Source organism: Streptomyces sp. NPDC004658, assembly GCF_040609555.1.
Taxonomy (GTDB): Bacteria; Actinomycetota; Actinomycetes; order Streptomycetales; family Streptomycetaceae; genus Streptomyces.
Genome location: NZ_JBEXKG010000017.1, coordinates 1 through 25,618, shown reverse-complemented (window position 1 = coordinate 25,618; position 25,618 = coordinate 1). Strand labels below are relative to the sequence as shown.

At 73.1% G+C, this 25,618-nt stretch carries 22 protein-coding genes; 6 read left to right on the top strand and 16 right to left on the bottom strand.

The genetic code is table 11. The features are described from left to right. Window positions 1-110: 110 nt before the first annotated feature. From ABZV94_RS09400 to xylB, 9 genes are all read right to left on the bottom strand, one after another. Entirely contained in the window at window positions 111-980 is an 870-nt protein-coding gene (locus tag ABZV94_RS09400; protein WP_356338897.1) for a LysR family transcriptional regulator, read from the bottom strand. Window positions 981-1,168: 188 nt separating this feature from the next. Continuing rightward, window positions 1,169-2,692, bottom strand: a complete 1,524-nt coding sequence (locus ABZV94_RS09395; RefSeq protein WP_356338895.1) for an aldehyde dehydrogenase family protein — start codon at window positions 2,690-2,692, stop codon at window positions 1,169-1,171. Between the two features lie 55 nt (window positions 2,693-2,747). After that, window positions 2,748-4,055, bottom strand: coding sequence for a GAF domain-containing protein (locus ABZV94_RS09390; protein ID WP_356338893.1), 1,308 nt, complete (start codon window positions 4,053-4,055; stop codon window positions 2,748-2,750). A 222-nt stretch (window positions 4,056-4,277) separates the two neighbouring features. Further along, window positions 4,278-4,877 carry an N-acetylmuramoyl-L-alanine amidase gene (locus tag ABZV94_RS09385; protein ID WP_356339019.1) on the bottom strand — a complete coding sequence of 200 codons (600 nt, stop codon included), beginning with the start codon at window positions 4,875-4,877 and terminating at the stop codon, window positions 4,278-4,280. Between the two features lie 81 nt (window positions 4,878-4,958). After that, entirely contained in the window at window positions 4,959-5,972 is a 1,014-nt protein-coding gene (locus tag ABZV94_RS09380) for an acetamidase/formamidase family protein (RefSeq protein ID WP_356338891.1), read from the bottom strand. An 82-nt stretch (window positions 5,973-6,054) separates the two neighbouring features. Further along, complete coding sequence (locus ABZV94_RS09375; protein WP_356338889.1) at window positions 6,055-7,539, bottom strand: APC family permease; 1,485 nt, start codon at window positions 7,537-7,539, stop codon at window positions 6,055-6,057. 380 nt (window positions 7,540-7,919) lie between these two features. Continuing rightward, window positions 7,920-8,411 (bottom strand): NUDIX hydrolase, encoded by a 492-nt coding sequence (locus tag ABZV94_RS09370; RefSeq protein WP_356338886.1) that lies wholly within the window; start codon window positions 8,409-8,411, stop codon window positions 7,920-7,922. Window positions 8,412-8,453: 42 nt separating this feature from the next. Further along, a complete protein-coding gene (locus tag ABZV94_RS09365; RefSeq protein ID WP_356338884.1) occupies window positions 8,454-9,662 on the bottom strand; it encodes an ROK family transcriptional regulator in 1,209 nt (402 codons plus the stop codon). A gap of 52 nt (window positions 9,663-9,714) precedes the next feature. Next, on the bottom strand, window positions 9,715-11,160 hold the full coding sequence (gene xylB / locus ABZV94_RS09360) for a xylulokinase (RefSeq protein ID WP_356338882.1): 1,446 nt from the start codon (window positions 11,158-11,160) through the stop codon (window positions 9,715-9,717). A 158-nt stretch (window positions 11,161-11,318) separates the two neighbouring features. Between xylB and xylA the strand changes: the two genes are divergently transcribed. After that, on the top strand, window positions 11,319-12,485 hold the full coding sequence (gene xylA, locus ABZV94_RS09355; protein ID WP_356338880.1) for a xylose isomerase: 1,167 nt from the start codon (window positions 11,319-11,321) through the stop codon (window positions 12,483-12,485). Window positions 12,486-12,748: 263 nt separating this feature from the next. Here the strand turns inward: xylA and ABZV94_RS09350 are convergent, their stop codons facing one another. The 3 genes from ABZV94_RS09350 to ABZV94_RS09340 all read right to left on the bottom strand — a co-directional run bounded on the left by ABZV94_RS09350 (window position 12,749) and on the right by ABZV94_RS09340 (window position 18,367). Then, a complete protein-coding gene (locus tag ABZV94_RS09350) occupies window positions 12,749-14,089 on the bottom strand; it encodes an esterase-like activity of phytase family protein (RefSeq protein ID WP_356338878.1) in 1,341 nt (446 codons plus the stop codon). A 139-nt stretch (window positions 14,090-14,228) separates the two neighbouring features. Then, window positions 14,229-15,503 (bottom strand): SWF or SNF family helicase, encoded by a 1,275-nt coding sequence (locus ABZV94_RS09345; protein WP_356338876.1) that lies wholly within the window; start codon window positions 15,501-15,503, stop codon window positions 14,229-14,231. Beyond that, the gene (locus tag ABZV94_RS09340; RefSeq protein WP_356338874.1) at window positions 15,500-18,367 is read right to left on the bottom strand and encodes a DEAD/DEAH box helicase; all 2,868 of its coding nucleotides are present in this window, start codon (window positions 18,365-18,367) and stop codon (window positions 15,500-15,502) included. The genes ABZV94_RS09345 and ABZV94_RS09340 overlap by 4 nt, the downstream gene beginning before the upstream one ends. Window positions 18,368-18,584: 217 nt before the next feature. Here ABZV94_RS09340 and ABZV94_RS09335 point away from each other — a divergent pair, with 217 nt between their 5' ends. Next, a complete protein-coding gene (locus ABZV94_RS09335) occupies window positions 18,585-19,418 on the top strand; it encodes a hypothetical protein (protein ID WP_356338871.1) in 834 nt (277 codons plus the stop codon). A 486-nt stretch (window positions 19,419-19,904) separates the two neighbouring features. After that, window positions 19,905-20,087 carry a hypothetical protein gene (locus tag ABZV94_RS09330; protein ID WP_014671229.1) on the top strand — a complete coding sequence of 61 codons (183 nt, stop codon included), beginning with the start codon at window positions 19,905-19,907 and terminating at the stop codon, window positions 20,085-20,087. 149 nt (window positions 20,088-20,236) lie between these two features. Here the strand turns inward: ABZV94_RS09330 and ABZV94_RS09325 are convergent, their stop codons facing one another. Further along, entirely contained in the window at window positions 20,237-21,088 is an 852-nt protein-coding gene (locus ABZV94_RS09325) for a hypothetical protein (protein ID WP_356338869.1), read from the bottom strand. Between the two features lie 143 nt (window positions 21,089-21,231). Further along, entirely contained in the window at window positions 21,232-21,528 is a 297-nt protein-coding gene (locus ABZV94_RS09320; RefSeq protein ID WP_356338867.1) for a hypothetical protein, read from the bottom strand. 96 nt (window positions 21,529-21,624) lie between these two features. Here ABZV94_RS09320 and ABZV94_RS09315 point away from each other — a divergent pair, with 96 nt between their 5' ends. Continuing rightward, a complete protein-coding gene (locus tag ABZV94_RS09315; protein WP_356338866.1) occupies window positions 21,625-22,530 on the top strand; it encodes an oxygenase MpaB family protein in 906 nt (301 codons plus the stop codon). Here ABZV94_RS09315 and ABZV94_RS09310 read toward each other — a convergent pair. Next, on the bottom strand, window positions 22,507-23,040 hold the full coding sequence (locus ABZV94_RS09310; RefSeq protein ID WP_356338864.1) for a PadR family transcriptional regulator: 534 nt from the start codon (window positions 23,038-23,040) through the stop codon (window positions 22,507-22,509). The genes ABZV94_RS09315 and ABZV94_RS09310 overlap by 24 nt on opposite strands. Before the next feature lie 107 nt (window positions 23,041-23,147). On the opposite strand from ABZV94_RS09310, the gene ABZV94_RS09305 reads away from it, so the two are divergent. Further along, window positions 23,148-23,903 (top strand): alpha/beta hydrolase, encoded by a 756-nt coding sequence (locus ABZV94_RS09305; protein WP_356338861.1) that lies wholly within the window; start codon window positions 23,148-23,150, stop codon window positions 23,901-23,903. A 24-nt stretch (window positions 23,904-23,927) separates the two neighbouring features. On the opposite strand, the gene ABZV94_RS09300 is transcribed toward ABZV94_RS09305, so the two are convergent. Beyond that, a complete protein-coding gene (locus tag ABZV94_RS09300; protein WP_356338859.1) occupies window positions 23,928-24,527 on the bottom strand; it encodes a class I SAM-dependent methyltransferase in 600 nt (199 codons plus the stop codon). 161 nt (window positions 24,528-24,688) lie between these two features. Here ABZV94_RS09300 and ABZV94_RS09295 point away from each other — a divergent pair, with 161 nt between their 5' ends. Then, window positions 24,689-25,462 carry an MHYT domain-containing protein gene (locus ABZV94_RS09295; RefSeq protein WP_356338856.1) on the top strand — a complete coding sequence of 258 codons (774 nt, stop codon included), beginning with the start codon at window positions 24,689-24,691 and terminating at the stop codon, window positions 25,460-25,462. The last annotated feature ends 156 nt before the right edge of the window (window positions 25,463-25,618 follow it).

The following is a 25,618-nucleotide window of genomic DNA, read 5'->3' as shown; positions in this document are numbered from 1 at the left end:
GCTCATCATGGTTCGCTTCACACGATCGACGCTAACGAGGTGCCGACGGTTCGTGAAATCCCTGCCGCGACGCATCCATGCGTCGCGGGCATGGACGCCGCACGACCCGGTCACGGTGGGGGCCGCTCCGATGCCGTCCGAACGGAGGCGTCCAGGAACCGGCGGATCAGCGATCGCTGGGAGTCGGGGAAATACACGAGGCGCACGGGGCTCGGCGGTGCGCCTGTGAGGGGTACGAAGCTGACGGCGGGGTGCTGCGTACGGCGCCGCGCGACCTCCGGGACGATGCCGATGCCCCGGTCGGCCGCCACCGACTCCAGCCACTCGTCGTAGTTCGCCGTTTCGATGATCCGGTCCGGGCGCCGGTCCGCGGGCCAGGACCAGGGACCGGTCGTACCGCTGACCGTGTTGACCACCAGCGGCCAGTCCTGGACGTCCGCCCAGTCCAGACGGCCGAGACGGGCCAGTTCGTTGTGCTCGGAGCACACGGCGATGCGCGGCTCGTCGAAGAGGTGCACGGTGCGTGCCCCGCTCGGCGCGTCACGTTCGCCGCGGACCACCGCGATGTCGACGGTGCGCCGGCGCAACGCCTGAAGGGGATCGTCGGTCCGGGTCAGGGCAACCGTCGCCCCGGTGCTCTCCTCGAAGCGGCTGACGGTCCGCTGCGTCCACGGATCGGGGAGCAGCCAGCTGAAGCCGAGCCGCAGGGTGACGCGGTGGCGGGCGACGGCGAGGGCCTGGTCCAGGGTGGCGAGGGCCCGCTCGACGTGTACGAGGAACTCCGCCCCGGTGTCCGTCAGATCGACGTGCCGTGAGGAACGGTCGAGCAGGCGGACGCTCAGGTTCCCCTCCAACTGCGCGATCGTCCGGCTCAGCGCCGGCTGCGTGATCAGCAGTTCCTCGGCGGCCCGGGAGAACGAGCGGTGCCGCGCCACGGACGCGAAGGCCCGCAGGTGACGCAGCTCGACGTCCCCGCTCATCGCACCCCTTCGGGGCGGCCATGCATGCCGTGCATAGCGCCAGCGTAATGCGCCTTTCACCGGCCGGCGCGCGCTGCCTGGCGTCATATCCGGCCCGCTCACCGTCGGCAGGAAGGCGATCGATCCGGGTCCCGGGACGGGCGCCGACCAGGCGTCTGCCCCGGTCGGCGCCGATACCCGCGGGGGGCCTAGAAGAAGCCCAGCTTCTTCGGCGAGTACGACACGAGCAGGTTCTTCGTCTGCTGGTAGTGCTCCAGCATCATCTTGTGCGTCTCCCGGCCGATCCCCGACTGCTTGTAGCCGCCGAACGCCGCGTGCGCCGGATAGGCGTGGTAGCAGTTGGTCCACACACGGCCCGCCTGGATCGCGCGGCCCGCGCGGTAGGCGGTGTTGATGTCCCGGGTCCACACGCCCGCGCCCAGGCCGTACAGCGTGTCGTTGGCGATCTTGATCGCGTCGTCGAAGTCGTCGAAGGAGGCCACCGAGACGACCGGTCCGAAGATCTCCTCCTGGAAGATGCGCATGCGGTTGTCGCCCTCGAAGATGGTCGGCTGGACGTAGTAGCCGCCCTTCAACTCGCCCTCGTGCTCCACCCGTTCACCTCCCGTGAGGACCTTCGCGCCCTCCTGGCGGCCGATGTCCAGGTAGGAGAGGATCTTCTCCAGCTGGTCGTTGGAGGCCTGGGCGCCGATCATGGTGTCGGTGTCCAGCGGGTGACCCGGCTTGATGAGGCGGGTGCGTTCGACGGCCGCCTCCAGGAACTCCGCGTAGTGACCCCGCTGGATCAGCGCCCGGGACGGGCACGTGCAGACCTCGCCCTGGTTGAGCGCGAACATCGTGAAGCCTTCGAGCGCCTTGTCACGGAAGTCGTCGTCGTGCGCCCACACGTCGTCGAAGAAGATGTTCGGCGACTTCCCGCCGAGCTCCAGGGTGACCGGCTTGATGTTCTCCGAGGCGTACTGCATGATCAGCCGCCCGGTCGTGGTCTCCCCGGTGAACGCGACCTTCGCCACCCGCGGGCTCGACGCCAGCGGCTTGCCCGCCTCCACCCCGAAGCCGTTGACGATGTTCAGCACACCCGGCGGCAGCAGGTCCGCGACCAGGCTCAGCCAGTAGTGGATCGAGGCCGGGGTCTGCTCGGCCGGCTTGAGGACGACCGCGTTGCCCGCCGCCAGCGCCGGCGCCAGCTTCCAGGCCGCCATCAGGATCGGGAAGTTCCATGGGATGATCTGCGCGACGACCCCGAGCGGCTCGTGGAAGTGGTACGCCACCGTGTCGTCGTCCAGCTCGCCCAGCGAACCCTCCTGTGCCCGGATCGCCCCCGCGAAGTAGCGGAAGTGGTCGATCGCGAGCGGGATGTCGGCGGCCAGCGTCTCCCGGACCGGCTTGCCGTTCTCCCAGCTCTCCGCCACCGCCAGCGGCTCCAGGTGGGCCTCCATCCGGTCGGCGATCCTCAGCAGGATGTCGGAGCGCTCCGCGACCGGCGTTCGGCCCCACCCGGGCGCCGCCTCGTGCGCCGCGTCCAGCGCCCGCTCGACGTCCTCCGCCGTGCCGCGCGCGATCTCCGTGAACGGCTGGCCGTTGACCGGCGACGGGTTCTCGAAGTACTGGCCGCGCGTCGGCGGCACGTAGGCGCCGCCGATGTAGTGGTCGTAGCGCGCCTGGTAGGAGACGATCGCGCCTTCGGTGCCCGGCGCCGCGTAACGAGTCATCCTGATTGCCTCCCGGTGCAGCGCTGCCCGCCGTTGGGCAGCTCTCGGCGCGAGGCTAGACAGGCGGACGTTGCAAGTACGTTGCGCCGCGGGTCCGCGCCCGTGCCCGGCCGGCCGGCGCCACCAGTTCCGCCTCCAGCGCGGCGAGCCGGGCCCGGACCGGTGCCGTCGGGCGTACGGCGGCGAGCGCCCGCCACACCTCCAGGTCGTCCTCGCCCCATGGCGCGTGCGCCCAGTCCGCCAGCAGGTCGGGGTCGCCGTGCGTGATCAGCGCCGTGCGCAGCCCGCCGGCGAGCCGCTCCCGCAGCCGGACGATCGCCGGGGCCTGGGAAGCGGGCAGCAGCGGGCCGGCGTACGCCTCCGCCGCCGCGGTCAGCGCACCCGTCTCCAGCCGTCGCTCGACCACGGTGGCGTCCGACTCGACCGCGGCCGTCAGCCGGTACGGCCGCGAGGCGAGCAGCCCCGGGCCCAGCAGTCTGCGCAGGCGCGCCAGCTCGGCCCGCAGCGTCACCGGGGTCACCGACTCGTCCGCGTACAGCGCGCACAGCAGCTGGTCGCCGGTCAGGCCCTCGGGATGCCGGGACAACAGCACGAGGATCTCGCTGTGCCGACGGCTGAGCCTGATCCGCCGCCCGTCCAGGGCGAGTTCGGCCTCGTCCCGGCCGAGCGCGCTCAGCAGCGGCCCGTCCTCGGCGGCGCCGGGCGGGGCGAGCAGGGCGAGCTGCGCCTCCGCGGCCCTGGCCACCGCCTGCACGAAGCCGAGGCTGTGCGGATGGGCGAGCCCGTCCCCGCCGGTGATGTCGACGGCCCCGAGGACCCGTCCGGTGCGTGGATCGTGCACCGGCGCGGCGGCGCAGGTCCACGGCTGCACCCGCCGTATGAAGTGCTCCGCGGCGAACACCTGCACGGGCCGGTCCACCGCGACCGCGGTGCCCGGTGCGTTGGTGCCGACCGCGCTCTCCGACCAGCGGGCCCCGGGCACGAAGTTCATCCGGTCCGCGCGACGCCGGGTCGCCGCGTGCCCCTCCACCCACAGCAGCCTGCCGTGCGCGTCGCACACCGCCAGCAGATGCTCGCCGTCGGCCGCGAAGGTGCCCATCAACTCCCGGAACAGGGGCATCACCCGGGCCAGCGGATGCTCCGCGCGGTAGGCGCCGAGATCGCTGTCGGTCAGCTCCACACTGGCGGCGCCGTCCGGCCCGACACCGGCCCGGGCGCTGCGCCGCCACGACTCCGCCACCACCGACCGCACCGGGCGCGGCACGGTGCCCACCGTGGTGAACGTCTCGTGCGCCCGGCGCAGCAACCGGACGTGCTCGGCGGGGTCGGCCCCCGGCTCCAGGGCAACCCACGGATCGGTCAACTCGGCCTCCCCGGACAGTGGAACTGTGGTGATGCGGTGCGGTACGGGACGGTCATGCGCGGTAGGAGTCGGTGCTGAGCGGTACGGGTCGGTGGTGTGGCGGTAGGGGTCGGTGCTGAGCGGTACGGATCGGTGGTGCGTGGTAGGGGCCGGTGCTGAGCGGTGCAGGTCGGTGGTGTGGGATAGGGCCGGTGTTGTGCGGTACGGCAGCTCCGCCTCCGGTCAGGCGAAGTTGACCATTCTGATGTACCGCACCCAGTCCCAGTTCGGACCCGGATCGGTGTGGTCGGTGCCGGGCACCTGGTAGTGGCCGATGATGTGCTCCCGGTCCCGGGGGATGCCGTACTTCGCGCAGATCGCCGCCGTGAGCTTCGCCGACTCCTCGTAGAGGGCGTCGGTGAAGTAGGCGGGCTGATCGATCCAGCCCTCGTGCTCGATGCCGATGCTGCGTGTGTTGTAGCTCCAGTTGCCCGCATGCCAGGCGATGTCGGCCTCGTGCACGCACTGGGCGACGTGACCGTCCGCCGAGCGGACCACATAGTGCGCGGACACCTTCTTCTGCGGGTTGCCGAAGATCCCCAACGTGTCCGTGTACGTCTCCTGCGTGACGTGGATGACCACTCGGTCGATGGCGTAGTCGTCGGGGCGGTCGGCCGCCGTGTAGTTGGAGCTGCTGGCCGCCCGCCACTCGGCGGGCGGATAGTCGACGGCCGCGGTCTGCGCACCGGCCCGCGCGTCGGGAAGCAGCGCGTAGGGGACGGCGGCGAGTGCCGCGCCCTTCAGCAGCCGGCGCCGGCTGAGCCGGGGTCTGGCTCGGTCCATGTCCATGGCGGATGCCTTTCGGGATGCCTCGGGGAATGCCGTTCGGCACGCTTGCGGGGGGGCGGGGGTACGACGGAGACGTCAGCGGCGCAGGGCCCGCGCGGTCTCCCGCAGCCGTGCGTGCACGCCGCGGTACGTCTCCCGCGCGGGCAGCCACTCCTTGCGGAGCTTGGCCACGCACGTGTAGTTCGTGTCGCACACGTTGGCCAACGGTGATTCGACCGCCTGGGTTGCGAATTGGTACGCGTCCAGCTCACTGAACCCGTAGTCGCGCACCAGCCAGCGCACCAGGTCGAGCTGCGATATCCGGAACGCGTCCTCCAGCGGCCGGGCCGAGCCGGTCGAGATGATGTGCGTGTCCGACTCCAGCCGGGGCCACGGTGTGGCGACGTCCTTGAGGAGGTCCACGACCACGACCGTGTTCATCGCGCACTCCACCGCCACGCCACAGGTCTCGCCCTCGCCCTGCCGGGCATGCCCGTCGCCGAGGCTGAGCAGGGCACCCTCGACGTTGACGCCCAGGTAGCAGGTGACGCCCGCCCGCATCTCGGGGGTGTCCATGTTGCCGCCGTGGGCGTCCGGCACGAGGGCCGAGCGCACCTCCAGGCTGGCGGGGGCCACGCCCACCGTGCCGTGCATCGGGTCCAGGGGCAGCTCCACCTGGAGGTCACTGTCCCGCGCCTGGAACAGGGCCGTCCCGCGGGCCCGGTCCAGCTGCCAGATCCACACCCGCTCCGGCAGCGGTGGCTGAAGGGTGGCCGTCGTGTGCGTGGAGGTCAGCGCGCCGAAGAGGGGGACGGTGGTGGACGCCGCCCAGTCGCGGGCCGGTTCGATCGACACGAAGTGCACGGCCACGGTGTCACCGGGCTCGGCGCCCTCGATGTGGAAGGGGCCGGTCTGCGGATTGAGGAAGGGAAACTCGCACACCTCGGACACCAGGTCCTTCTCGGAGCGGACCCGGCCGGCGAAGCAGTCCTCCGTGTAGAGGTCGAGAACCGTACCGGGCGCGATCCGCGCCAGGGGCGCCGCTCCGCCGAACGTCCAGGCGTACTGGTCCGGTTCGGGACGCAGCGTGAGGATCCGGGGGTCGTTCATCGTGGCGTGACTCCCTTCTGAAGGCGGTCCCCCGGGGCGGGGGGACGCGAGGGGACGTGGCCGAGGGCCACGTGAGGGTTGGTCAGCCCGGCACGGATCCGTCCATGCGGCCGGCGCCGGGGTCGTAGGCGTCGAGGTGCACCCGCGCGGTCTCGGCTATGCGCTCCGGGTGCCGTCGTATGAGCACGAGCAGCACGACCACACCCACCGCCATCCACGCGCCGACGACCGGACCGGCGTAGGACACCGGTGCCGTCAGTTCCGTCACGAAGTCGAACACCGGGAGGCCCGCGGCCGTCAGCAGGGCGGGGACGAACGCGGTGATGCCCAGTACCGGGAACAGCAGGTGCCGTACCGGTTTCAGGGCAGCGCGGTGGGAGCGCAGGAAAAGACCGGCGCAGGAGAGGTTCACGACGATGTAGACGCCGACGACCACCGTGACGATCACCGTGGCGAGCAGCAGGAACGCGGTCACCGGGTCGTAGGCGAAACCGAGCCCGAGCACCGCTCCCACCGCCACGGCGGTCTGGAGGGCGATGCCGGCCACGGGGGAGCGGTGCCGGGGATGGAGCGCGGCGAGCACGCCGGGCAGGACCCGGACGCGGGCCAGGGCGAAGGCCGTGCGGGTCGAGACGTTCGCACTCGCGTTGGCGTTCGCGATCGTGGAGTTGACCACCGCCAGGAACACCAGCACCCAGAAGAGACCGAACGAGGCCCGGGCGGCACCCTCCCAGGAGGCCTCTCCCGAGGCGCCGAACTCCGCGAAGCGGTCGGGGCCGAAGTAGACGGTCATCGCGTACGTCGTAAGGACGTAGAACAGGCCGATGCCCAGGGCCGCTCCCAGCACCGCGCGGTGCATGGTCCGCCGGGGGTCGCGGGTCTCCTCGGCGAGCGGCGCCGCCGCCTCGAAGCCGGCGAAGGCCAGCACCGTGTACACCGACCCGGCGAACACCCCGGCGACTCCGGTGTGTCCGTCGGCGGTGTGGGACGTACCGAACACCGACAGGGTGTTGGCGCCGCCCGCCTTGCCGATGAGCAGGACGGCGAACACGAGGAGAACGAGGATCTCGAAGACGCCGAGGACGGTGCCGAAGCGGGCGGAGGCGCGGACGCCGAGGTAGCCGGAGACGGCGATCACTCCGGCACCCGCCAGCGCCCACGGCCACCACAGGTCCGCCGGATACACCGGCCACTCCTCGTGCAGCGTGCCCGCCGCCGTGAAGCCCAGTTGGAGGAGCAGCAGGGGTGGTACCAGCATCTCCACGAAGACATAGGCCCACCCGACGAGGAAGCCGACGGCCGGGTGCAGGCCCCTTGCCGCGTACGTCGCCACCGAGCCCGCCGCGGGCAGCTCCCGGGCCAGCTCGGCCACGCAGGAGGCCGTGAACAGGCAGGCCACCATCGCCACGAGCACCGCGAGCGGGAGGCTGCCGCCCGCGAAAGCGGCGCCCGACGGAATCGACGCCGCCACCGCGGCGGCCGGTGCCATCGCCGTGATGCTCTGGAACAGGACCTCGCGCAATCCGATGGCGTCGCGCCGCAGCGTCCCCGTCGTCTCCCCGTGCATGTGTCCCCCGATACCTGTCAGTCCGCCGCCACCGCCGCCCGTGCGTTTCTCATGTCGCCCGCGCAGCCAGGTCGGTGACGACTCGTCGGCTGCGCCTCGCGTGAATCACGGTACGACTCGGGCGGGTTGGGCAGAAGGGTGTGCCACGGTTCCGTGGACGAGTCAGGGCTTGTGGACAACTCGCTCACTCGATCGGGTGACGTCCGGCTGTGCGCGGGGGCGTCCGGCACGTCACTGCCGGTGCTGGAAACCAGTGGCCTGACCGGCGCCGGAGGCTCGACGCCCGGTCCGTCACGCCCGCTCGCGGAGGCGGATTTCCTCCCGCGGTCCGGCGGCGGGCGTTTCACGGGCGGTCTTGGAGGCTGACAACCGGTGCCCCCTCAGAGCGCCACGCCCTCCCGCAGATACACCACACCCCCACCGTGCACCGCCCCGTACAGCGCCGTCAGGGTGGACCGCCGGGCGGCCAGTGGCAGCCCGTGCAGTTCGTCGAGCGAGAACACCCCGTGCCGGTCATGCTCCGTGCTCAGCCGCACCGAGGTGTCGGTGACCAGCGTGCCGCCGTGGAAGAAACAGTCGAGAACCGGCCCGGTCCCGAGCACGTCCGCCCGGTGGTCGACGCCGAGCAGCGCGGGCCGCGGGCCGATGTCGATGCCGGTCTCCTCGCGCATCTCCCTGCGCGCCGCCGACCAGGGGTCCTCACCGTGGTCCAGCATCCCGCCGGGCAGCCACCACCGCCCGGCGTCGGGCCGCCCCGGGCCGTAGCGCAGCAGCAGGACGCGCCCCTGCTCGTCCAGCATCAGCACACACGAGGCGAGCAGCGCCCTCGGCTGAGACCTGATCCACTCCTCGCGTGGCACCCAGTCCGTCACCCGACCTCCCGCAGTCGTGGCCCCGGCATGTGCCGAGCCGCGTCAGGATCGTTCCGCCACCACCGCCGGATCATCCAGTACCGCTCGGACGACCGAGTGCGCGGCGCCCAGCAGCGGGCCCTGCGGGCCGAGCGGGGAGACCGTCACCGGGCAGGCCGGACCTGCCGTACGGCCGGTCAGCTCCGTGTCCAGCGACGGCAGCAGCCAGGGGGACAGCTCGGCCAGGGCGCCGCCCAGGACCACCGTCTCCGGGTCGAGCAGGTTCACCGCTCCGGTCAGGGCGATGCCGAGGGCCGTACCGGCGTCCCGCAGCGCGGCCCGGACCCTCTCGTCGCCCGCCTCGGCGCGCTCCGCGAGCAGGCCCACCCGATCGTCCCGCGGCTCGAGCCCGGCCGCGCGCAGGACCGCTTCCTCGCCCGCGTACTGCTCCAGACATCCCCGGCTGCCGCACGGACAGGGGGGACCGTCCGGCCGTACGGGCACATGGCCCAGCTCGCCCGCGAATCCCCGGGTGCCGCGCAGCAGCCGGCCGTCCACCACGACCGCCGCGCCGATGCCGATCTCGGCCGACACGTGCAGGAAGTCGCCCGGCGTACCGGCACCGAGCCACAGCTCGGCCAGCGCGCCGAAGTTGGCCTCGTTCCCCACGGTCAGCGGCCCGTGACCGGGCAGCAGGGGCCCGAGGTCGACGTCGTGCCAGTCGAGGTTCGGAGCCCGTACGACGGTCCGCCCGTCCCTGGCCACCAGGCCGGGCACGGCGACCGCCAGTCCGGCGGGCCAGAGTTCCGCCTGTTCCGCCTCCGCGACGACCTGGTGGATCAGCGCGGTCAGTTCCTCGATCACCGGTTCCGGCGCCCGGCCCCGGTTGGTGCCGCGCCGGACCATCCGCGCGCGGACCTCACCGCGCAGGTCGACCGCGCACACCGCGAGGTGGTCGACGCCGATCTCGGCCCCGATCCCGGCCGGCCCCCGGCCGCTCACCGCGAGCGCCGATCCGGGCCGGCCCACCCGCCCCGGCCGCTCGGGGCCCAGTTCCTCCAGCAGACCCCAGCGGATCAGCTCGTCCACCAGGGTGGACACCGCGGCCCGCGTCAGTCCGATCCGGGAGGCGACCGCCGCCCGGGAGAGCGAGCCCTCGGCGCTGACGGCGTGCAGCACCCGGGCGAGGTTGCGCCGGCGCATGCCCTGCTGGGTGTCCGGCAGGGCGCGCCCGGCGCCCGGTCGGCGCGCCTCGTGCAGCGGTGCGGTCATGCCTCCGTCGATTCCTCGGTGTCTGCCGCCGTGCTGGTCGCGGGCGGCTCGGTCACTCGGTGTCCGTCCGCCGCTCCAGCAGCGGGGACGCGTCGGAGAGTACCCCGGTGATCCGGTCGAGCGTCGCCCGGTCTCGTTCCACGGGCTCCAGGACGGGACCCGCTGCCGTGTTCCAGCGGCGGGCGACCGCCGCGGGATCCTCGCCGGTCAGCAGTCCGGCCGCCTGCGCCGCCGCGCCCAGGGCGACCAGTTCCCTGGCCTCCGGGACCTGGACGGGCCGTCCCGAGAGCCGGCGCACGGTCTGCTGCCAGGCCGTCCCGCGGGCCCCGCCACCGATGAGGAGCAGCGGGGTGTCGCGGTCCGCGTCCTCGTCGAGGACCAGGTCGAGAGCCCCGAGCAGCGCGTGCACCGCGCCGTCGTACGCGGCCTGCAGCAGCTGGCCGGCGGTGGTGTCGTGCCGCAGACCGTGCAGGACTCCGGAGGCGTGCGGCAGGTTCGGGGTGCGTTCGCCGTCCAGGTACGGCAGCAGGGTCACGGAGCCGCCGGACTCCACCGCCTCGCGGTCCAGGCCCAGCAGCGCGGCCACGCGGTCCACGGCGAGGGTGCAGTTCAGGGTGCAGGCCAGGGGGAGCCAGTCCCCGCGCGCGTCGGCGAAGCCCGCCACCGTGCCGGTCGGGTCGGCGGGGCGGTGCCGGGAGACGGCGTAGACCGTGCCGGACGTGCCGAGGCTCAGCACCGGCGTACCGGGCCGCAGGCCGAGGCCCAGGGCCGCCGCCGCGTTGTCGCCGGTGCCCGGGGCCACCAGCGTGCCCTTCGAGAAGGGCAGATCGTGGCTGTCGCGCACGGTGCCGGCCACCTCGCCGGGCCGTACGACCCGCGGCAGCAGCGCCGGGTCCAGGCCGACGTGCGCGAGGGTCTCCTCGTCGTACGCCTCCGTCCCGGACGCCCACCAGCCGGTGCCGGAGGCGTCGCCGCGGTCGGTCGTGCCCTGGCCGGTCAGCCGCTCGGTGAGGTAGTCGTGGGGGAGCCGTACCGCGCGGGTCGCGCGGACCGCCTCCGGCTCGTGCTCGGCGAGCCAGGCCCACTTGGTGACCGTGAAGGACGCGCCGGGCACGCTGCCCGTGCGCTCCGCCCAGGCCTTCGGCCCGCCCAGCTCCTCCACCAGACGGCGGGCCTGCGGCGCCGAACGGACGTCGTTCCACAGCAGCGCCGGACGTACGGGCTCGCCGCGCTCGTCCAGGGTGACCAGGCCGTGCTGCTGGCCGCCGATCGACACCGCCGCCGCCTCGTGCGCCGCGTCACCGCACTGGCGCAGCGCCTCGCACAGCGCGTGCCACCACTGGCGCGGATCGCTCTCCCGGCCGGCGCCGGACGACACCGTGTGCGGTGCCTGGCCGCTGGCCACCACCTGACCGGTGGACGCGTCGACGACCAGTGCCTTCGTGGACTGGGTGGACGTGTCCACCCCGACGACGAGCGGACCCTCGGCTGCTGACATCGGGCTCTCCCTCTTCCGCGGCTCCGCGGGACATGCGGTGTGTGGTTTCGAAGACACCTTGCTGTCGAAGACATCTTGTCTCTTCCCAGAGGTGCGTCGGCATACTAATTTGTAAACCGCCATGACGAAATAGTCGCAACGCAGCAAGGAGCCGCGGCATGAGCTACCAGCCCACCCCCGAGGACAGGTTCACGTTCGGACTCTGGACCGTCGGCTGGCAGGGAAGGGACCCGTTCGGCGACGCCACCCGCCGCGCCCTCGACCCGGTCGAGACGGTGCAGCGCCTGGCGGAACTCGGTGCCTACGGGGTGACCTTCCACGATGACGACCTGATCCCCTTCGGTTCCTCGGACACCGAGCGCGAGTCGCACATCAAGCGGTTCCGCCAGGCCCTGGACGCCACCGGCATGACCGTCCCGATGGCCACCACGAACCTCTTCACGCACCCCGTCTTCAAGGACGGCGCGTTCACCGCCAACGACCGCGACGTGCGCCGCTACGCCCTGCGCAAGACGATCCGCAACATCGACCTGGCGGCCGAGCTGGGCGCGAAGACGTACGTCGCCTGGGGCGGCCGCGAGGGCGCCGAGTCCGGCGCCGCCAAGGACGTACGGTCCGCCCTGGACCGCATGAAGGAGGCCTTCGACCTCCTCGGCGAGTACGTCACCTCGCAGGGCTACGACCTCCGCTTCGCCATCGAGCCCAAGCCGAACGAGCCCCGCGGCGACATCCTGCTGCCCACCGTCGGGCACGCGCTGGCCTTCATCGAGCGTCTGGAGCGCCCCGAGCTCTACGGCGTCAACCCCGAGGTCGGCCACGAGCAGATGGCCGGCCTGAACTTCCCGCACGGCATCGCGCAGGCCCTGTGGGCCGGGAAGCTCTTCCACATCGACCTCAACGGCCAGTCCGGCATCAAGTACGACCAGGACCTGCGGTTCGGCGCGGGCGACCTGCGGTCCGCCTTCTGGCTGGTCGACCTCCTGGAGAGCGCCGGGTACGAAGGACCCCGCCACTTCGACTTCAAGCCGCCGCGGACCGAGGACCTCGACGGCGTGTGGGCGTCGGCGGCGGGCTGCATGCGCAACTACCTGATCCTGAAGGAGCGCGCGGCCGCCTTCCGCGCCGACCCGGAGGTGCAGGAGGCACTGCGCGCCTCGCGCCTGGACCAGCTCGCCCAGCCGACCGCGGCCGACGGCCTGCAGGCCCTGCTCGCCGACCGCGCGGCCTTCGAGGACTTCGACGTGGAGGCCGCCGCCGCGCGCGGCATGGCGTTCGAGCGCCTCGACCAGCTGGCGATGGACCACCTGCTGGGGGCGCGTGGCTGAGACGGAGGAGGGCCGGGGTGAGCGGCAGCGGTTCGCCCCGGCCGTCCCGGTCGCGTGATCGGTGTCAGCGGTTTTCGGGCAGTCGGATGTAGGTCACGGTCGTCCTGATTCCGCTCTCGGCCTGGCGGCCCTGGGCGTGGACGTGGAGGCCGGCGCGCGCGGCGTGGCGTTTGAACGCCGGCTGGGGGCGCGTGGCTGAGTCCGAGGAGGGCCGGGGTGAGCGGCAGCGGTTCGCCCCGGCCGTCCCGGTCGCGTGACTGGTGTCAACGGTTTTCGGGCAGTCGGATGTAGGTCACGGTCGTCCTGATTCCGCTGTCGACCAGGCGGCCCTGGGCGTCGAAGGCGCCCGTCCCGTCGGTCATCCCGAAGTCGTTGTCGTTGATGAGCGCGAACGTGTCGCGATCCACGCGCGCGATGCCCTCGATCTTCCCGGGCACCCCTGCCACCTTGCCCAGGTCGACCACCAGGCGCTTGGCCAGGACCGGCACGCCCCGCGCCGCGGGATCGTCCAGCTGCTCCAGCGACGGGGCCGTGGTGTCGTCGTCCCAGGGACCGCCGAGGATGTCGGACGTGCGTCCAAGGCTGACCAGCTGAAGCCGGGCGGCCTTGTCGGTACGCTCCTCGACCAGCAGCCGGTCGCCGCCCACCGCGACCACCGACGAGATCTTCAGCTCCGACGTGTCGTCCTCGCTCGGGTCCACCACGTTCACCGGGTCGAAGCGGTAGGCGTACTCCGCCGTGACAGCCTTCTCGCGGGGCGAGAAGCGCAGCAGGCGAGTGGTGCGCGACGCGTCCCCGGCGTCCGCGTCCGGCAGCGACAGCGGGCTCTGCAGGGCCATCACCAGGTCCCCGCCGGGAAGCTGCGCAAGCCCCTCGAACCCCCGGTTGACCTTGCGGTGCAGCAGGATCGACGGCAGAGCCTCCACCACCGGGTAGTCCGCGCCGGTCAGACCGAGCCCCTTGGGGACGTAGCGCGCGAGGACCCTCCCGCGCGCGGAGACGTGCACGAGGGACGGCCCGTACTCGTCCACGAGCCAGAAACTGCCGTCCCCGGCCCGGACGATTCCCTCGGTGTCGAGGCCGTCCGGGTCGTAGGAGAGCGGCGTCCGCGCGTCGTAGGTGTACGGCGCCTCGTCCCGGCCCTTCTGGTCGGGGAGTCCGGTGACGGCCTTCCCGGAGGAGGTGGTCAGCGGTATCGCGTCGATGACCTGGACCGTGTCCCCGGAGACCCGGATCTTCACGATCGCGGGATCGAACCCCGGCACCGGGAAGGTCCGGCGCTTCTTTCCGTCCACCTTGATCTGACCGTTGGGACCGCGGTCGGTCACCGTCCAGAACTCGCCCCTGCGTCCGGCCGGGTAGATGTCGCTGCCGATGCCGCCGAGCTTGATCCCGTGGTCGTCGGCCACGCTCCCGGGCAGCAGCGCGTTGCTGAACGCGCCGAGGGGGATCTCTCCCAGGGTCGCCGTGCGGATCACGCGGGCGTCCCCGGACAGCGCCGCGGTGGCCGTTCCCACCGCGGCGAGGACGGCGGCCAGGGCCAGGGGCAGACCCCTGGTGACGGAACGGCGGACGCGGCGTCGGCCGGCGGCATGCGTGGACATCAGGCCTCCTGGGGCAAGGTCATCGGCTGCCGACACCATGGGGTTCTCGGAGGAACACCACACGACCGCGGGGTGAACGGCCGGCGTCCACCGCTCACAGGATCGCGCCGACCTCGCGACGACTGCCTCCCGGCGGCCCTCAGCGTCCGGGAGTCTCCGTGTCCAGCCGCGCGGAGGCCAGCGCTGTCGCGGGATCCGGATCGGCCCCGCCGGCCGGAGCCCAGCGTCCTCCCTCGTCGCGATACGGCCACCAGTGGCCCTCGCGCCCGAGCCGCAGCTGAACGCCCTCCCGCTGCACGGTCCACCGGTTGCCGCTCCGGTGGAACGCCGGCCGCTCGTCCCCCTCCCAGGCCGCGTCCAGAGCCGCACGCGCGCGTGCGAGCACCGCCCCCTCCACCTCCCATTCCTCGTCGAGCACCGTCAGCGCCGCCGCGCCACCGTCCCGCCAGGTACGCACGGCCGCCACGAGCCCGTCGCGTCCGCGCCCCGACCCCGTGGCGAGCCGCTCGGCGACGGCGGCGGGGGCCGGCCCACACGCCAGGCGTACGGCGTCCTGAGCGGCCGTCAGGCCCGCGCCCCCCGTCGTGCCACCACGCAGAGCCGCCGCCAGCAGCCGGTACGCCTCCACGGCGGTACGACCGGCCAGGTGTTCCAGTGCCGCCGGATCCACCCCCGGTACGGCGGGCGACGCGGTGACGAGGGACGGGGGCGCGCCGGGTGCCGGCGGGAGCGCGGGCAGCTCGGGCAGCGGCGGCAGGATCTCGGCAGCCGCCCACGCCTCGGCCGCGTCCACCCCCGCGGCCCGGGGCGGCCCTCCGGACGGCTCCGCGGTGCCGCGGACGTGCAGCTCCGCCAGGAAGGCGTCCCTGTCCCGCCCGCGCATCAGCAGGAGCAGAAAGGGATCCTCGTCCAGCAGTCGCGCCACCTGGTGACACAGCGCGGCCGTGTGCCCGCAGTGGTCCCAGGCACCGCAGTCGCACTCGGGCTCCAGATCCCCCAGACCCGGCAGCAGCTCGATCCCAGCCACCGCCGCGTCCTCGACCAGATGCGGCGGAAGCTCCCGGTCGAGCAGCGCGGCCATGTGCCCGGCCTGCTCCACGGCGAGGTCCCCGAACCGCGCCCACTCCTCGTCGGACAGGCGCGGCAGCAGGACGTCGGCCCGGTGGGCCGCACCTCCGGGGTCGCGGACCACGGCCGTGACCCGGCCCGGCCGCACGGTCACCGCACCCACGGCACCCGCGCGCGCGAGCCGCCGCCCGGACTTGACCGCAGCGGCTTCCAGGGCCGCGTCCTCCAGCGCCTCCACCCAGGCGCGCCCCCACCAGCTCTGGGCGAAGACGCGCCCGCGCGCGGGCGGCAGCGCGGCGAACGTGCGCCCCGCTTCACGGCCGTGCTCGTCGTCGTAGCGGCTCATCGCGCCTCCCCGCGCAGTTCCACCAGTGCGGCCAGTTCCTCGTCCGACAGTTCCGTCAGCGCCGCCTCACCGGAACCGAGCACGGCCTCGGCCAGCCCCCGCTTGCGGTCCAGCAGCTCCGCGACGCGGTCCTCCAGGGTCCCCTCGGCGATCAGCCGGTGCACCTGCACCGGGCGGGTCTGCCCGATGCGGTACGCGCGGTCGGTGGCCTGTGCCTCCACCGCCGGATTCCACCAGCGGTCGTAGTGCACGACGTGCTCGGCCCGGGTGAGGTTCAGCCCCGTCCCGGCGGCCTTGAGGGACAGCAGGAACACGGGGGCCTCGCCCGCCTGGAAGCGCCGTACCAGGTCCTCACGCGCGGCGACCGGTGTCCCGCCGTGCAGGAGCAGAGAGGACACCCCGCGGGCCGCCAGGTGTCGTTCGAGCAGCCGGGCCATGCGCACATACTGCGTGAAGACGAGCACCCCTGAGTCCGCCGCGAGGATGGTGCCGAGCAGTTCGTCCAGCAGTTCCAGCTTCCCCGAGCGTCCCGGGAGCCGTGGGTCGTCCTCCTTGAGGAACTGCGCCGGATGATTGCAGATCTGCTTCAGGCCGGTCAGCAGCCGCATGATCAGGCCCCGGCGGGTCATGTCGTCGACGGCCGCGATGCGGTCCAGGGTCTCGCGCACCAGCGCCTCGTACAGCCCCGCCTGCTCGGCCGTGAGCGCCACCGGGTGATCCGTCTCGGTCTTCGGCGGAAGCTCGGGGGCGATGCCCGGATCGGATTTGCGCCGCCGCAGCAGGAACGGGCCGACGAGCCGTGCGAGCCGTTGTGCGGCGGCGGGGTCCCGGCCGCCCTCGACGGGCTGTGCGTATCGCGCGCGGAAGCCGCCGAGGCTGCCGAGCAGGCCGGGTGTCGTCCAGTCGAGGATCGCCCAGAGTTCTGTGAGGTTGTTCTCCACCGGAGTTCCGGTGAGCGCCACGCGCGCGCGTGCGCCCACCGTGCGCAGCGCCCGGGCGGTCGCGGAATACGGGTTCTTCACATGCTGCGCCTCGTCCGCCACGACCATGCCCCAGGGAACCCCGGCGAGCTGTACGGCGTCCAGGCGCAGCGTGCCGTATGTGGTCAGGACGAACTCGCCGTCCGCCGGAGTCCCCAGATCGCGCCCGGGTCCGTGGAACCGGCGCACCGGCGCCCCGGGAGCGAACCGCTCGATCTCGCGCTGCCAGTTGCCCAGCAGCGAGGCCGGGCACACCACGAGCGTGGGACCGGCCGCCGCGGTATCCGTCTGCCGGTGCAGGTGCAGCGCGATCAGTGTGATCGTCTTGCCGAGCCCCATGTCGTCGGCCAGGCAGCAGCCCAGACCGAGCGATGTCGTGCGGGCCAGCCAGTCGAGGCCGCGCAGCTGGTAGTCCCGCAGGGTAGCGGCCAGTGCGGGCGGCTGCCCGACGGTGGGGGCCGGATCCGCGGCCGTCAGCCGCTCCCGCAGCCGCTCAAGCCACCCCGTGGGCCGTACGTCGACCCGCCGGCCGTCGACCTCGGTCGAGCCCGTCAGAGCCGCGGCCAGCGCCTCGACCGGTGCGACGGAACGGTCCCGCCCGGTACGTGCCCGCTCCACCATCCGGGGATCGACCAGGACCCAGCCGTCGCGCAGCCGCACCAGGGGGCGCTTGGCCTCCGCGAGCCGGTCCAGCTCCTCCCGGGACAACTCCCGCCCGCCCAGGTCGAACCACCAGTTGAAGGCGACTCTCGCGTCCGCGCCGAGGAACGACGCGACGGTGGCGGTCCCGGACGGTGCGGCGCCGTCGTCCGGCGGACCTATGGCCGCGTGCGCGGTGAGGCCGCGTGCCAGGTGCTTGGGCCAGTGCACGTCGACCCCTACGGCGGCCAGCGCCCGCGCCCCAGCGCCCAGCAGTTCGGCGATCTCGTCGTCGGCGAGGTCCACGGAGTCCGGCACGGCGGCGGAGAGCAGCGGCGCGAGCGGCGGCCAGGCCCGGGCCGCGCGGCGCAGCGCCAGCAACGCGTCCGCACGCGCGCGTGGAGCGAAGGCCGCGCGCCCGGTGTCCGCACCGGTCCACAGCCCGGCGGCGTCCAGGACGTCCGCAGGTCCGCTCAGGCCGTGCACCTGGAGGACCGCGCGGAAGCGGACCGGAGCGTCGTCCCCGCAGGCGGCGTCATCGAGACCGGACGCCTCCACGCGCAGCGACAACCGCACCCCCGCGTCATGGCCGGCGGCGATGTCGTCGGCCCACGCGCGCAGCTCGGGCAGGTGCTGCGGCTCCAGCGCCGCGTACGCGGGGCCGCCGGTCGCCAGAGGGGCGGCGGGGGAGCGCGGCAGCACGTCGGCGACCGCGTCGAGGAAGGCGCGCAGCAGCCGCTCCGGGTCGGGCAGCAGCGGTGGCCCGTCCGCCGTGAGCGGCACGGCGTGCGCCTCGGGCGGCATGGCCGCGGCGAGTTCGCGGACCAACTCCGCATCGCGTGCGGACAGCGGTCCCACGCGCCAGGCGTCGTGATCACCGGCGGACAGGCCCGGAAGGAGCAGACCGCGCGCCAGGAAGCCGAGGGCGAGTTCGTACGCGGTCCGCCAGAACGCGGCGGCCCGGTGCTCCAGCGGCAGCGCACGCGCGCGTGCGAGCACCGGAAGCGCGGTGCGGACGGGGAGCTGGAGGACGGGCAGTGCGACGCGTTCGACGCCACCGTCGGCCGAGGGCAGGACGAGGTCCAGATCCGCCGTCGAGCCCCTCGGGTGAGCGGGCGGAGCCGCACCGTCCGGTCGCCAGAAGCCGATGTGGCCCGCGCGCGGGGGATCTGACGGCAGGAACACGACGCGGCACTGGGTGAGTTCGGCCAGGTCGGAGGGTGTTGCCGTGGGGATGGTCTGCACAGCTCTGCCGTATTCCTCAAATTTGACTACTCGACCGAGTCGCCGAGGGTACAGGGCCCCCTGGGCCTTTCCGTCCGGTCGGTGTGGTGACGTGGGTCACTTCACGATCTGTTCGAAGAGGTCCCGGTCCGTCGCGTGAACGGGCGGCAAGTGAGCGTCGGGCGGGGACAATGTCCGCTACCGCTGTCGAGTGCTGTGATCGAGCGAGGGGGAGAGCATGGGGGAGAACCTGACGGACGCGGGGCCTCCGGAGATCCCGGAGCGAGGAGAGGCGACGGAGCCGGGCCGAAGAGACCGCATGCCGTCGCCCCTGCGCGAGGAACACGCGGCCCTGGAACGGCGGCTCGCCGAACGGGCGCACGGGGAACCCGCCGGGGTCGTTCCGCAGATCCACCGGCCCGGCGGCTTCGAGGTGGACGCCTCGATCCCGAACCGGCAGCAGTGCTGGGACATGCTGGAACCCGCCGTGAGGGAGAAACTGGCGCACAAAGCTGGTGGCGTCTGGGAGTGGTGGGCGCGGCTGGACCACGAGAGCCACCCCAAGGCGTTCGTGTTCGGCCCGCGCGGACTGTGCCAGGTCGGTTGCGTGGTCCGCGACGGCCGGCCGGTCTTCCAGGGGGAGCGTCTCAGAGTGGAGCCCGGATCGGTGCGGCGGCGGTCCTTCGCGGTGACCGGTCCCGGGCGGAAGTCCCCGGCGGCCACCGGCGCCTCGGGCCGGACTCAGGCCGCCCGTGCCGCGCAGCCGCCGTCCGCGGCTGTGCGCCCGCTGAACCTGCACCCCGCGGCAGTCGGCGTCCTCGGGAACTTTCCCGCTGAGGTGCAGGAGTTCCTCCAGCGCCCTTTCCTCTCGGACGATCACGGACTCGTCGCCGACTGGTACTACGAGGAGACCCTCGAACTCACGCATCAGAAGGTCTTCGCGGTGTTCTGCCTGTCGGCGGAACGCCATGTGACGGTCGCGGCGGGCACCCGCACCGTGCCGAGGGGAAGTGCGCCGCATCAGGCCCACTGGGATGTCGAGTGCTATGAGGCACTGGTTCGGGGGGCTTGAGACGAGGTGTCCGTCGGCGGCGGGCGGGACGGGGAGAGGCCATTGGCAGCGGTGGCGCGCGCTATAGGGCCACGCGCTGCCGTGCCCGCGTGCGTGTGGGGCCGTGCTGCCGCGCCCGTGCATGTGCGGAGCCTGGGGGCGTGGTGCCCCTGGCCATGCGCAGTCCGTGCCGTGGGCCCCGCATGCCGCGCCACTGCGGGGGCCGAGCCCGGTGCCGTGGTGCCCCCGGCCGTGCGAAGTCCCGTGTCCGCGGGCCCCGCGTCCCGCGCGGAGCAGCAGGCGGCTGTGCCCGCCTGCCTCCTGCCGCTTTGCCCACCTGCCGCGCTGAGCCTCCTTCCGCTGTGCCCACCTGCCGTTCGGTCCGCCCCAGGGAGCCAGTAGGGGACGCGACTCAGGGATGTCTCAGGGTCGGGGCGCGGAACCGCGGGGAGCGGGGGGCCGTTCTCAGATCAGAGAGCGGCAGTGGCCGCGAAGGAGGCGACGCTCATGTCCATGAACGCGAAGATCGCCGCAGGGGGCGTGGCGGTCGGGCTGATCCTGCTCATATGGCTGCCCTGGTGGGTGGCGTTCCTGATCGTCGTGGGAGTTCCGGCGGCCGCGTACCTCGCGCTGGACCCCTCACAGCGGCGCAGGCTGCGCAGGGTCGCCCGCAAGGAGCTGGGCCGCTGAGGCACGGGCGCACGGCACGGCGTCACCGGCCCGGCCGCCTTCGACGGGCCGGCCGAGCCGCCGGGAGCCGCGTCACCGGGAGCCGCGTCACCCAGGCGCGGCGCGGCTGCCCGGGGACCGCCCGGGAGGTCTTCTCAGGCCGCCCCGGCTCACAGGGGCCGTACGGCCATCTTGTCGAGCGCCTCCAGCAGACCGGGCAGTTCGGGCCCCCGGCCCACCGGCAGTACCTCGCCGGGCTCCTCGTCGAGCAGGACGAACGCGATGTCGTCGGTGCGGGCCACGATCGACCAGCCGGGACCGTCGGCGCGCAGCGTACGGGCATCCCCGGGAGCGAACGAGGAACGCACGCGACCGAGCGGTGGCGGGGAGTCGACGTAGGCGCGCGCTTCCGCGAGGACCCGGCGGACACCAGCGTGCCCGCCGGCCCGCGCACCCTCGGGACCCTCCTCGCTCTCGGGTGCGGACTCCCCGGCCTGCGCCTGCTCCCCTGGCAGGGGGAACTCGGCGTCGTTGATCTGCTCCCGCCAGGCGGCCCACTGCAGCGCTATCTCGTCGGCACCCAGCCGGCGCTGCGCGGGCCCCCACGAACCGGTGTCCGGAGGGCTCAACGCCGGCCGTCCCGCCTCCTCGGCGGGCGGGTCGTGGGGAGCGGGCACGCCGGGCGCCGCCACGGCGACGGCCAGGGGCCACCCCGGCAGGGCGGTCACGACCGCGCGCTCGTCCGGCGACAGCTCGTGCTCCATGCCACAGTCCCAGGAGGCGATCGCCACAGCGACCAGCGAGACGTCGTCGATGACGACCGTCCAGCGGGCTCCCTGCCCGTCCTGGCCCAGCACCAGGCCGTACCCGTCGGCGCGCGGAGCCAGGTCCAGCGCCGCACACGCCTCCGGGTAGTCGTCGCCCAGCACGCTCGGAAACTGTGCCGGCGTCAGCAGCACCGCCGTCAGCACGTACAGCGCATCGTCCGCGGCGGCGACGGGCTCATCGTCCGTCCCGGCCATCCCTGCCTCCCCAGTGGTTCGTCCATCGGCGCGCACCCTAGTGCGAGCGGAAGCAGCTTGTCACGACTCCGCGCACCACGCGGAGCTGCAGGTTTCCGCCTGGACGGGGGCGAAACGGCCACAAGTGGAGAGGGAACTTCCGTTCAGGCCGCGGGGAGCCCGAGAAGGTCGCGGGCGACCGCGGCGGGCGACTCGTCGCGCTCCCGGGCCAGCGCGACCACCGCCCGGCAGGCCAGCTCGCTCACCCCGAAGGACAGAGCCTCCGGGGAGACCCAGGCCGCCGCTTCCTCGAGCCTGTCCTGATCGTCCTCCGCGCGGGCCGCCACATAGACGGCCGCCGCTTCGAACAAGTTGTGCGCGCGCCTTTCCCGGGCCCCCTCCGGCCGCCCCTGCGTCGCGGTGCCGAGCCGGCCGGCGTACCTGCGGATCCTGTCGAACACGCGGACCACCCTTCCCTGAACGAGGTCAGTACAGATCGCCCATCTGCTGCCTCACAACGTAGAGTTGGAGATTCGTCGGAAGAAGGGGGCGACGCGGTGAGACGATTCGAGCGGCTGGCGGAGATCCGCCGGCTGGACCCGGTGGCGGACGCGCTGGAGATCTACCGGATCAGCGTCGCGTACGAGTTCCCCTGGGACTACGCCCGCGCCCTGGAACTGGCTCTCTACCGCACCTACGCGGTGCCCAGCATCGGGCGGCTGCTCGCGCGGACGGCGGAGCTGACCGAGCGCACGCAGAAGCGGTACGACGACACCGTGCTGCTCCTCGACACCATCGTGGAGCACGGCTTCGCGGCAAAGGAGGGACGCACCGCGATCCGCCGCATCAACCAGATGCATCGCAGCTACGACATCAGCGACGACGACATGCGGTACGTGCTGAGCACCTTCGTGGTGATGCCCCGGCGCTGGATCGACGCCTACGGCTGGCGACGGCTGTCCCGGCACGAGATCGTCGCCGCCACCGAGTACTACCGCACCCTCGGCCGGCACATGGGCATCCCGGACGTCCCCCGGACCTACGAGGAGTTCGAAACCCTTCTCGACTCCTACGAGGAGGCCCACTTCGGCTGGGACGAAGAGGCCCGCAAGGTCTCCGACGCCACTCTCGACCTGATGGCGTCCTGGTATCCGCGCCCCCTCGCTCCACTGCTGCGCACGGCCACACTCGCCCTGCTCGACGAGCACCTGCTGCGCGCGTTCCGCTACCCGCGACCCGGCGCGGCCACCTCCGCGCTGGTGCGCCGCGCCGTACGGACGCGCGGCAGGCTGGTCCGGCTGCTGCCCCCGCGCCGCGGCCCGCACTTCGCGCGCCAGAACTGGGAGGTCAAGGGCTACCCGAACGGCTATCGCGTCGCCGACCTCGGCACGCGCCCGGTCCCCGGTCTGCGCGGTTGCCCGGTACGGCACCGGGACGGCTCAGCGGCCGGCTCCGTCGAGTGACGCCAGGGTGTCACGCAGCCAGGACAGTTCGGCCCGGCTCGTGGCGCGCGCGATGGTGAGAACACCGCGCCGGAACGGGTCGTCCAGTTCCTCGGCGCGCAGCGGCCGGTCGCCGTCGTAGAAGAAGCTCGCCGGCTCCTCCAGGAAGGCCAGCCGGCGCCGCAGCACGGCCGCCTGCGCGGCGGGGTCCTCCAGGTGCCGCAGGAACGCGAGCAGCGTGAACCAGTGGTTCTCGTCGGTGATCTCACGCTGGGCGGGCTCGGCGAGCCGGCGCTTCAACTCGCGTCTGCCTTCCTCGGTCAGTCTCAGCACATGTCGGGGCGCCGCCACGGCGCCGGGCTCGGTGGCCCGCACCAGCAGACCGGCCTTCTCCAGGCGCTTGATCGCCGGGTACAGCGTGCTCTCGGCGACGGGCCGCACGTGCCCCGTGAGCGCCGAGATGCTGCGGCGCAGGACGTAGCCGTGCTGGGGGGCGCCGTACAGGAAGCCGAGGATGGCGAGTTCGAGCATGGTCGCATTCTCTCGCAGAGGTACATCGCTGTGCCAGTACACCCTTGACGGAATACATCGACACCGATGTATTGTCCAGGACGTCGCGGAACACAGGGAGGGGCACGGTGCAGCACGCCACGTTCGACAGCAGGGGGAGCCGGATCCGGTGGACCGAGGTGCCCGGGGCGGAGCCCGTCCGGGTGTATCTGCACGGACTGGGAGCGATGTCCGCCGTGTACCACGCGCACATCGCGGCGCGGCCCGCGCTCGCGGGCCGCCGCAGCCTGTTCGTGGACCTGCCCGGACACGGCACGAGCGACCGCCCCCAGGACTTCGGATACACGCTGGAGGACCACGCCGAGGCGGTGGCCGCCGCGCTGGACGCGGCCGGGGCCGCCGGCGCCGAACTGATCGCGCACAGCATGGGCGGTGCCGTAGCCATCGTCCTCGCCCACCGGCGGCCCGACCTCGTCTCCCGGCTGGTTCTGACGGAGGCCAACCTGGACGCCTTTCCGCCGCCGACCGCCGGCAGCAGCGGAATCGCCGCCTACGGGGAGGACGAGTTCGTCGAAGGCGGGTACGCGCGCGTGCTGGAGACGGTCGGCCCGTTGTGGGCGGCGACCATGCGGCTGGCCGACCCGCGCGCGCTGCACCGCAGTGCCGTAGGCCTGCGCAAGGGCTCGGACCCCGTGATGCGGACGCTCCTCGAAGGGCTGCCCGTCGACCGAGTCTTCCTCCAGGGGGAGCACAGCGGCGAACTCGCGGGCCGGGAGGGCCTGGAAGCCGCCGGGGTGCGCGTGCTGACGGTGCCGGGCGCCGGGCACAACGTCATGTTCGACAACCCCGACGCCTTCGTGGCCGCCGTCGCCGGAACGGACTGACCCGACCCACCCCGCCCCGCCCCGTCAGCCCTCGCGCACCGCGAGCGCGAGGAAGCGGGTGTCCTCGTCCGTGTACGACGTCATCCGCCAGCCCGCACGCGCGAGGAGCGGCCGGAGGTTGGTCTCGGCCCGCAGGTCGTCGGGGGTGATGCGGCGCCCCTGACGTGCCGCCAGCGCGGCCCGGCCGATGGGGTGGAACAGCGCGAGCATGCCGCCCGGGCGCACGCAGCGGGCCAGTTCCCGCAGGTTGTCTGCCGGACGGGGCAGATGGGCGATCAGGCCGGCCGCGAACACGGCGTCCAGGCAGCCCGAGCGCAGCGGGAGCGCGGCGACGTCGGCGAGCATCAGCCGCCCGTCGAGGTGCCTGCCCGCCCGCACGGCGGCCTGGAGCATCGCCGGGGTCAGATCCGCGCCCAGCACCACCCCCGAGGGGCCCACGGCGGCCCGCAGGGCCGGCAGCGCCCGCCCTGTGCCGCAGCCCGCGTCCAGCACGCGGTCTCCTTCCCGCAGCCCGAGGTCGGCGACGGCCGCCGCGTAGGCCGGGCCGTCGTCCGGGAACCGGCTGTCCCAGTCGGCCGCCCGGGCGGTGAAGAACTCCTGGACATGTGTGTGGTCGTCGTTCATGTTCCGCATGTTCCGCATGATTCCTCACCGTCACGAGGGAAGCCTCTGTGCGCATGTTCGAGCGGGACGCGATCGTTCCGGCACAACTGTGCGTCATATTCCGGCACCTTTCGAAATGCGCCCCCTGTGTGCGCCCCTGTCCCCGCTAGCGTCCCGGGGCCATGGGACACCTGGACCACGCCGCCTTCGGCTGGCTGACCCCCGCGCTGTCGTACGTGATGGCCTGCATAGGCGCCGCGCTCGGACTGCGCTGCACCGTCCGCGCGCTCGGCGCCACCGGCCGCGCGCGCCGCAACTGGCTCGTCACCGCCGCCTCCTCGATCGGGACGGGCATCTGGACCATGCACTTCGTGGCCATGCTCGGCTTCCGCGTCAGCGGCACCGACATCCGCTACGACGTGCCGCTGACCATCCTCAGCCTGCTCGTCGCCATGATGGTCGTCTGCGCCGGCGTCTTCGTCGTCGGCTACAGCCGCGACCGCAACCGCGCGCTCTTCCTCGGCGGGCTCACCACCGGGCTGGGCGTCGCCAGCATGCACTACCTGGGCATGGCGGCGGTGCGGCTGCACGGCGACGTCACCTACGACCCCGTCCTCGTCGGGCTGTCGGTGCTGATCGCCGTGGTCGCGGCGACCGCCGCCCTGTGGGCCGGACTCAACATCAAGTCGCCCCTCGCGGTCACCGTCGCCTCCCTCGTCATGGGAGCGGCCGTCAGCAGCATGCACTACACCGGGATGTTCGCGGTGAGCGTGCGCGTGGACCCCTCCGGGGACACCCTGCCCGGGGCCACGGCGATGCAGTTCATCTTCCCCCTCGCCGTCGGCCTCGGGTCCTACCTGTTCATCACCTCGGCCTTCGTCGCCCTCTCGCCCACGGCCGACGAGCGCGAGGCGTCCGCCTCCGCCCAGCGGCCCGTCGAAAGCGTCGCCCGCTAGCGGGACCCCGGCCCGAGCGCCCCGAACCACGTCCCGAGCGAGGAGGCCATGCGCCCACCCCGTACACCCGAGAACGCCGCCGCCCCGGTGCATCGTCCGCGCGGACGCCGCGCGCACGCCGGACCGCCCGCCGACGAGGGCCGCCGCACGCCCGCC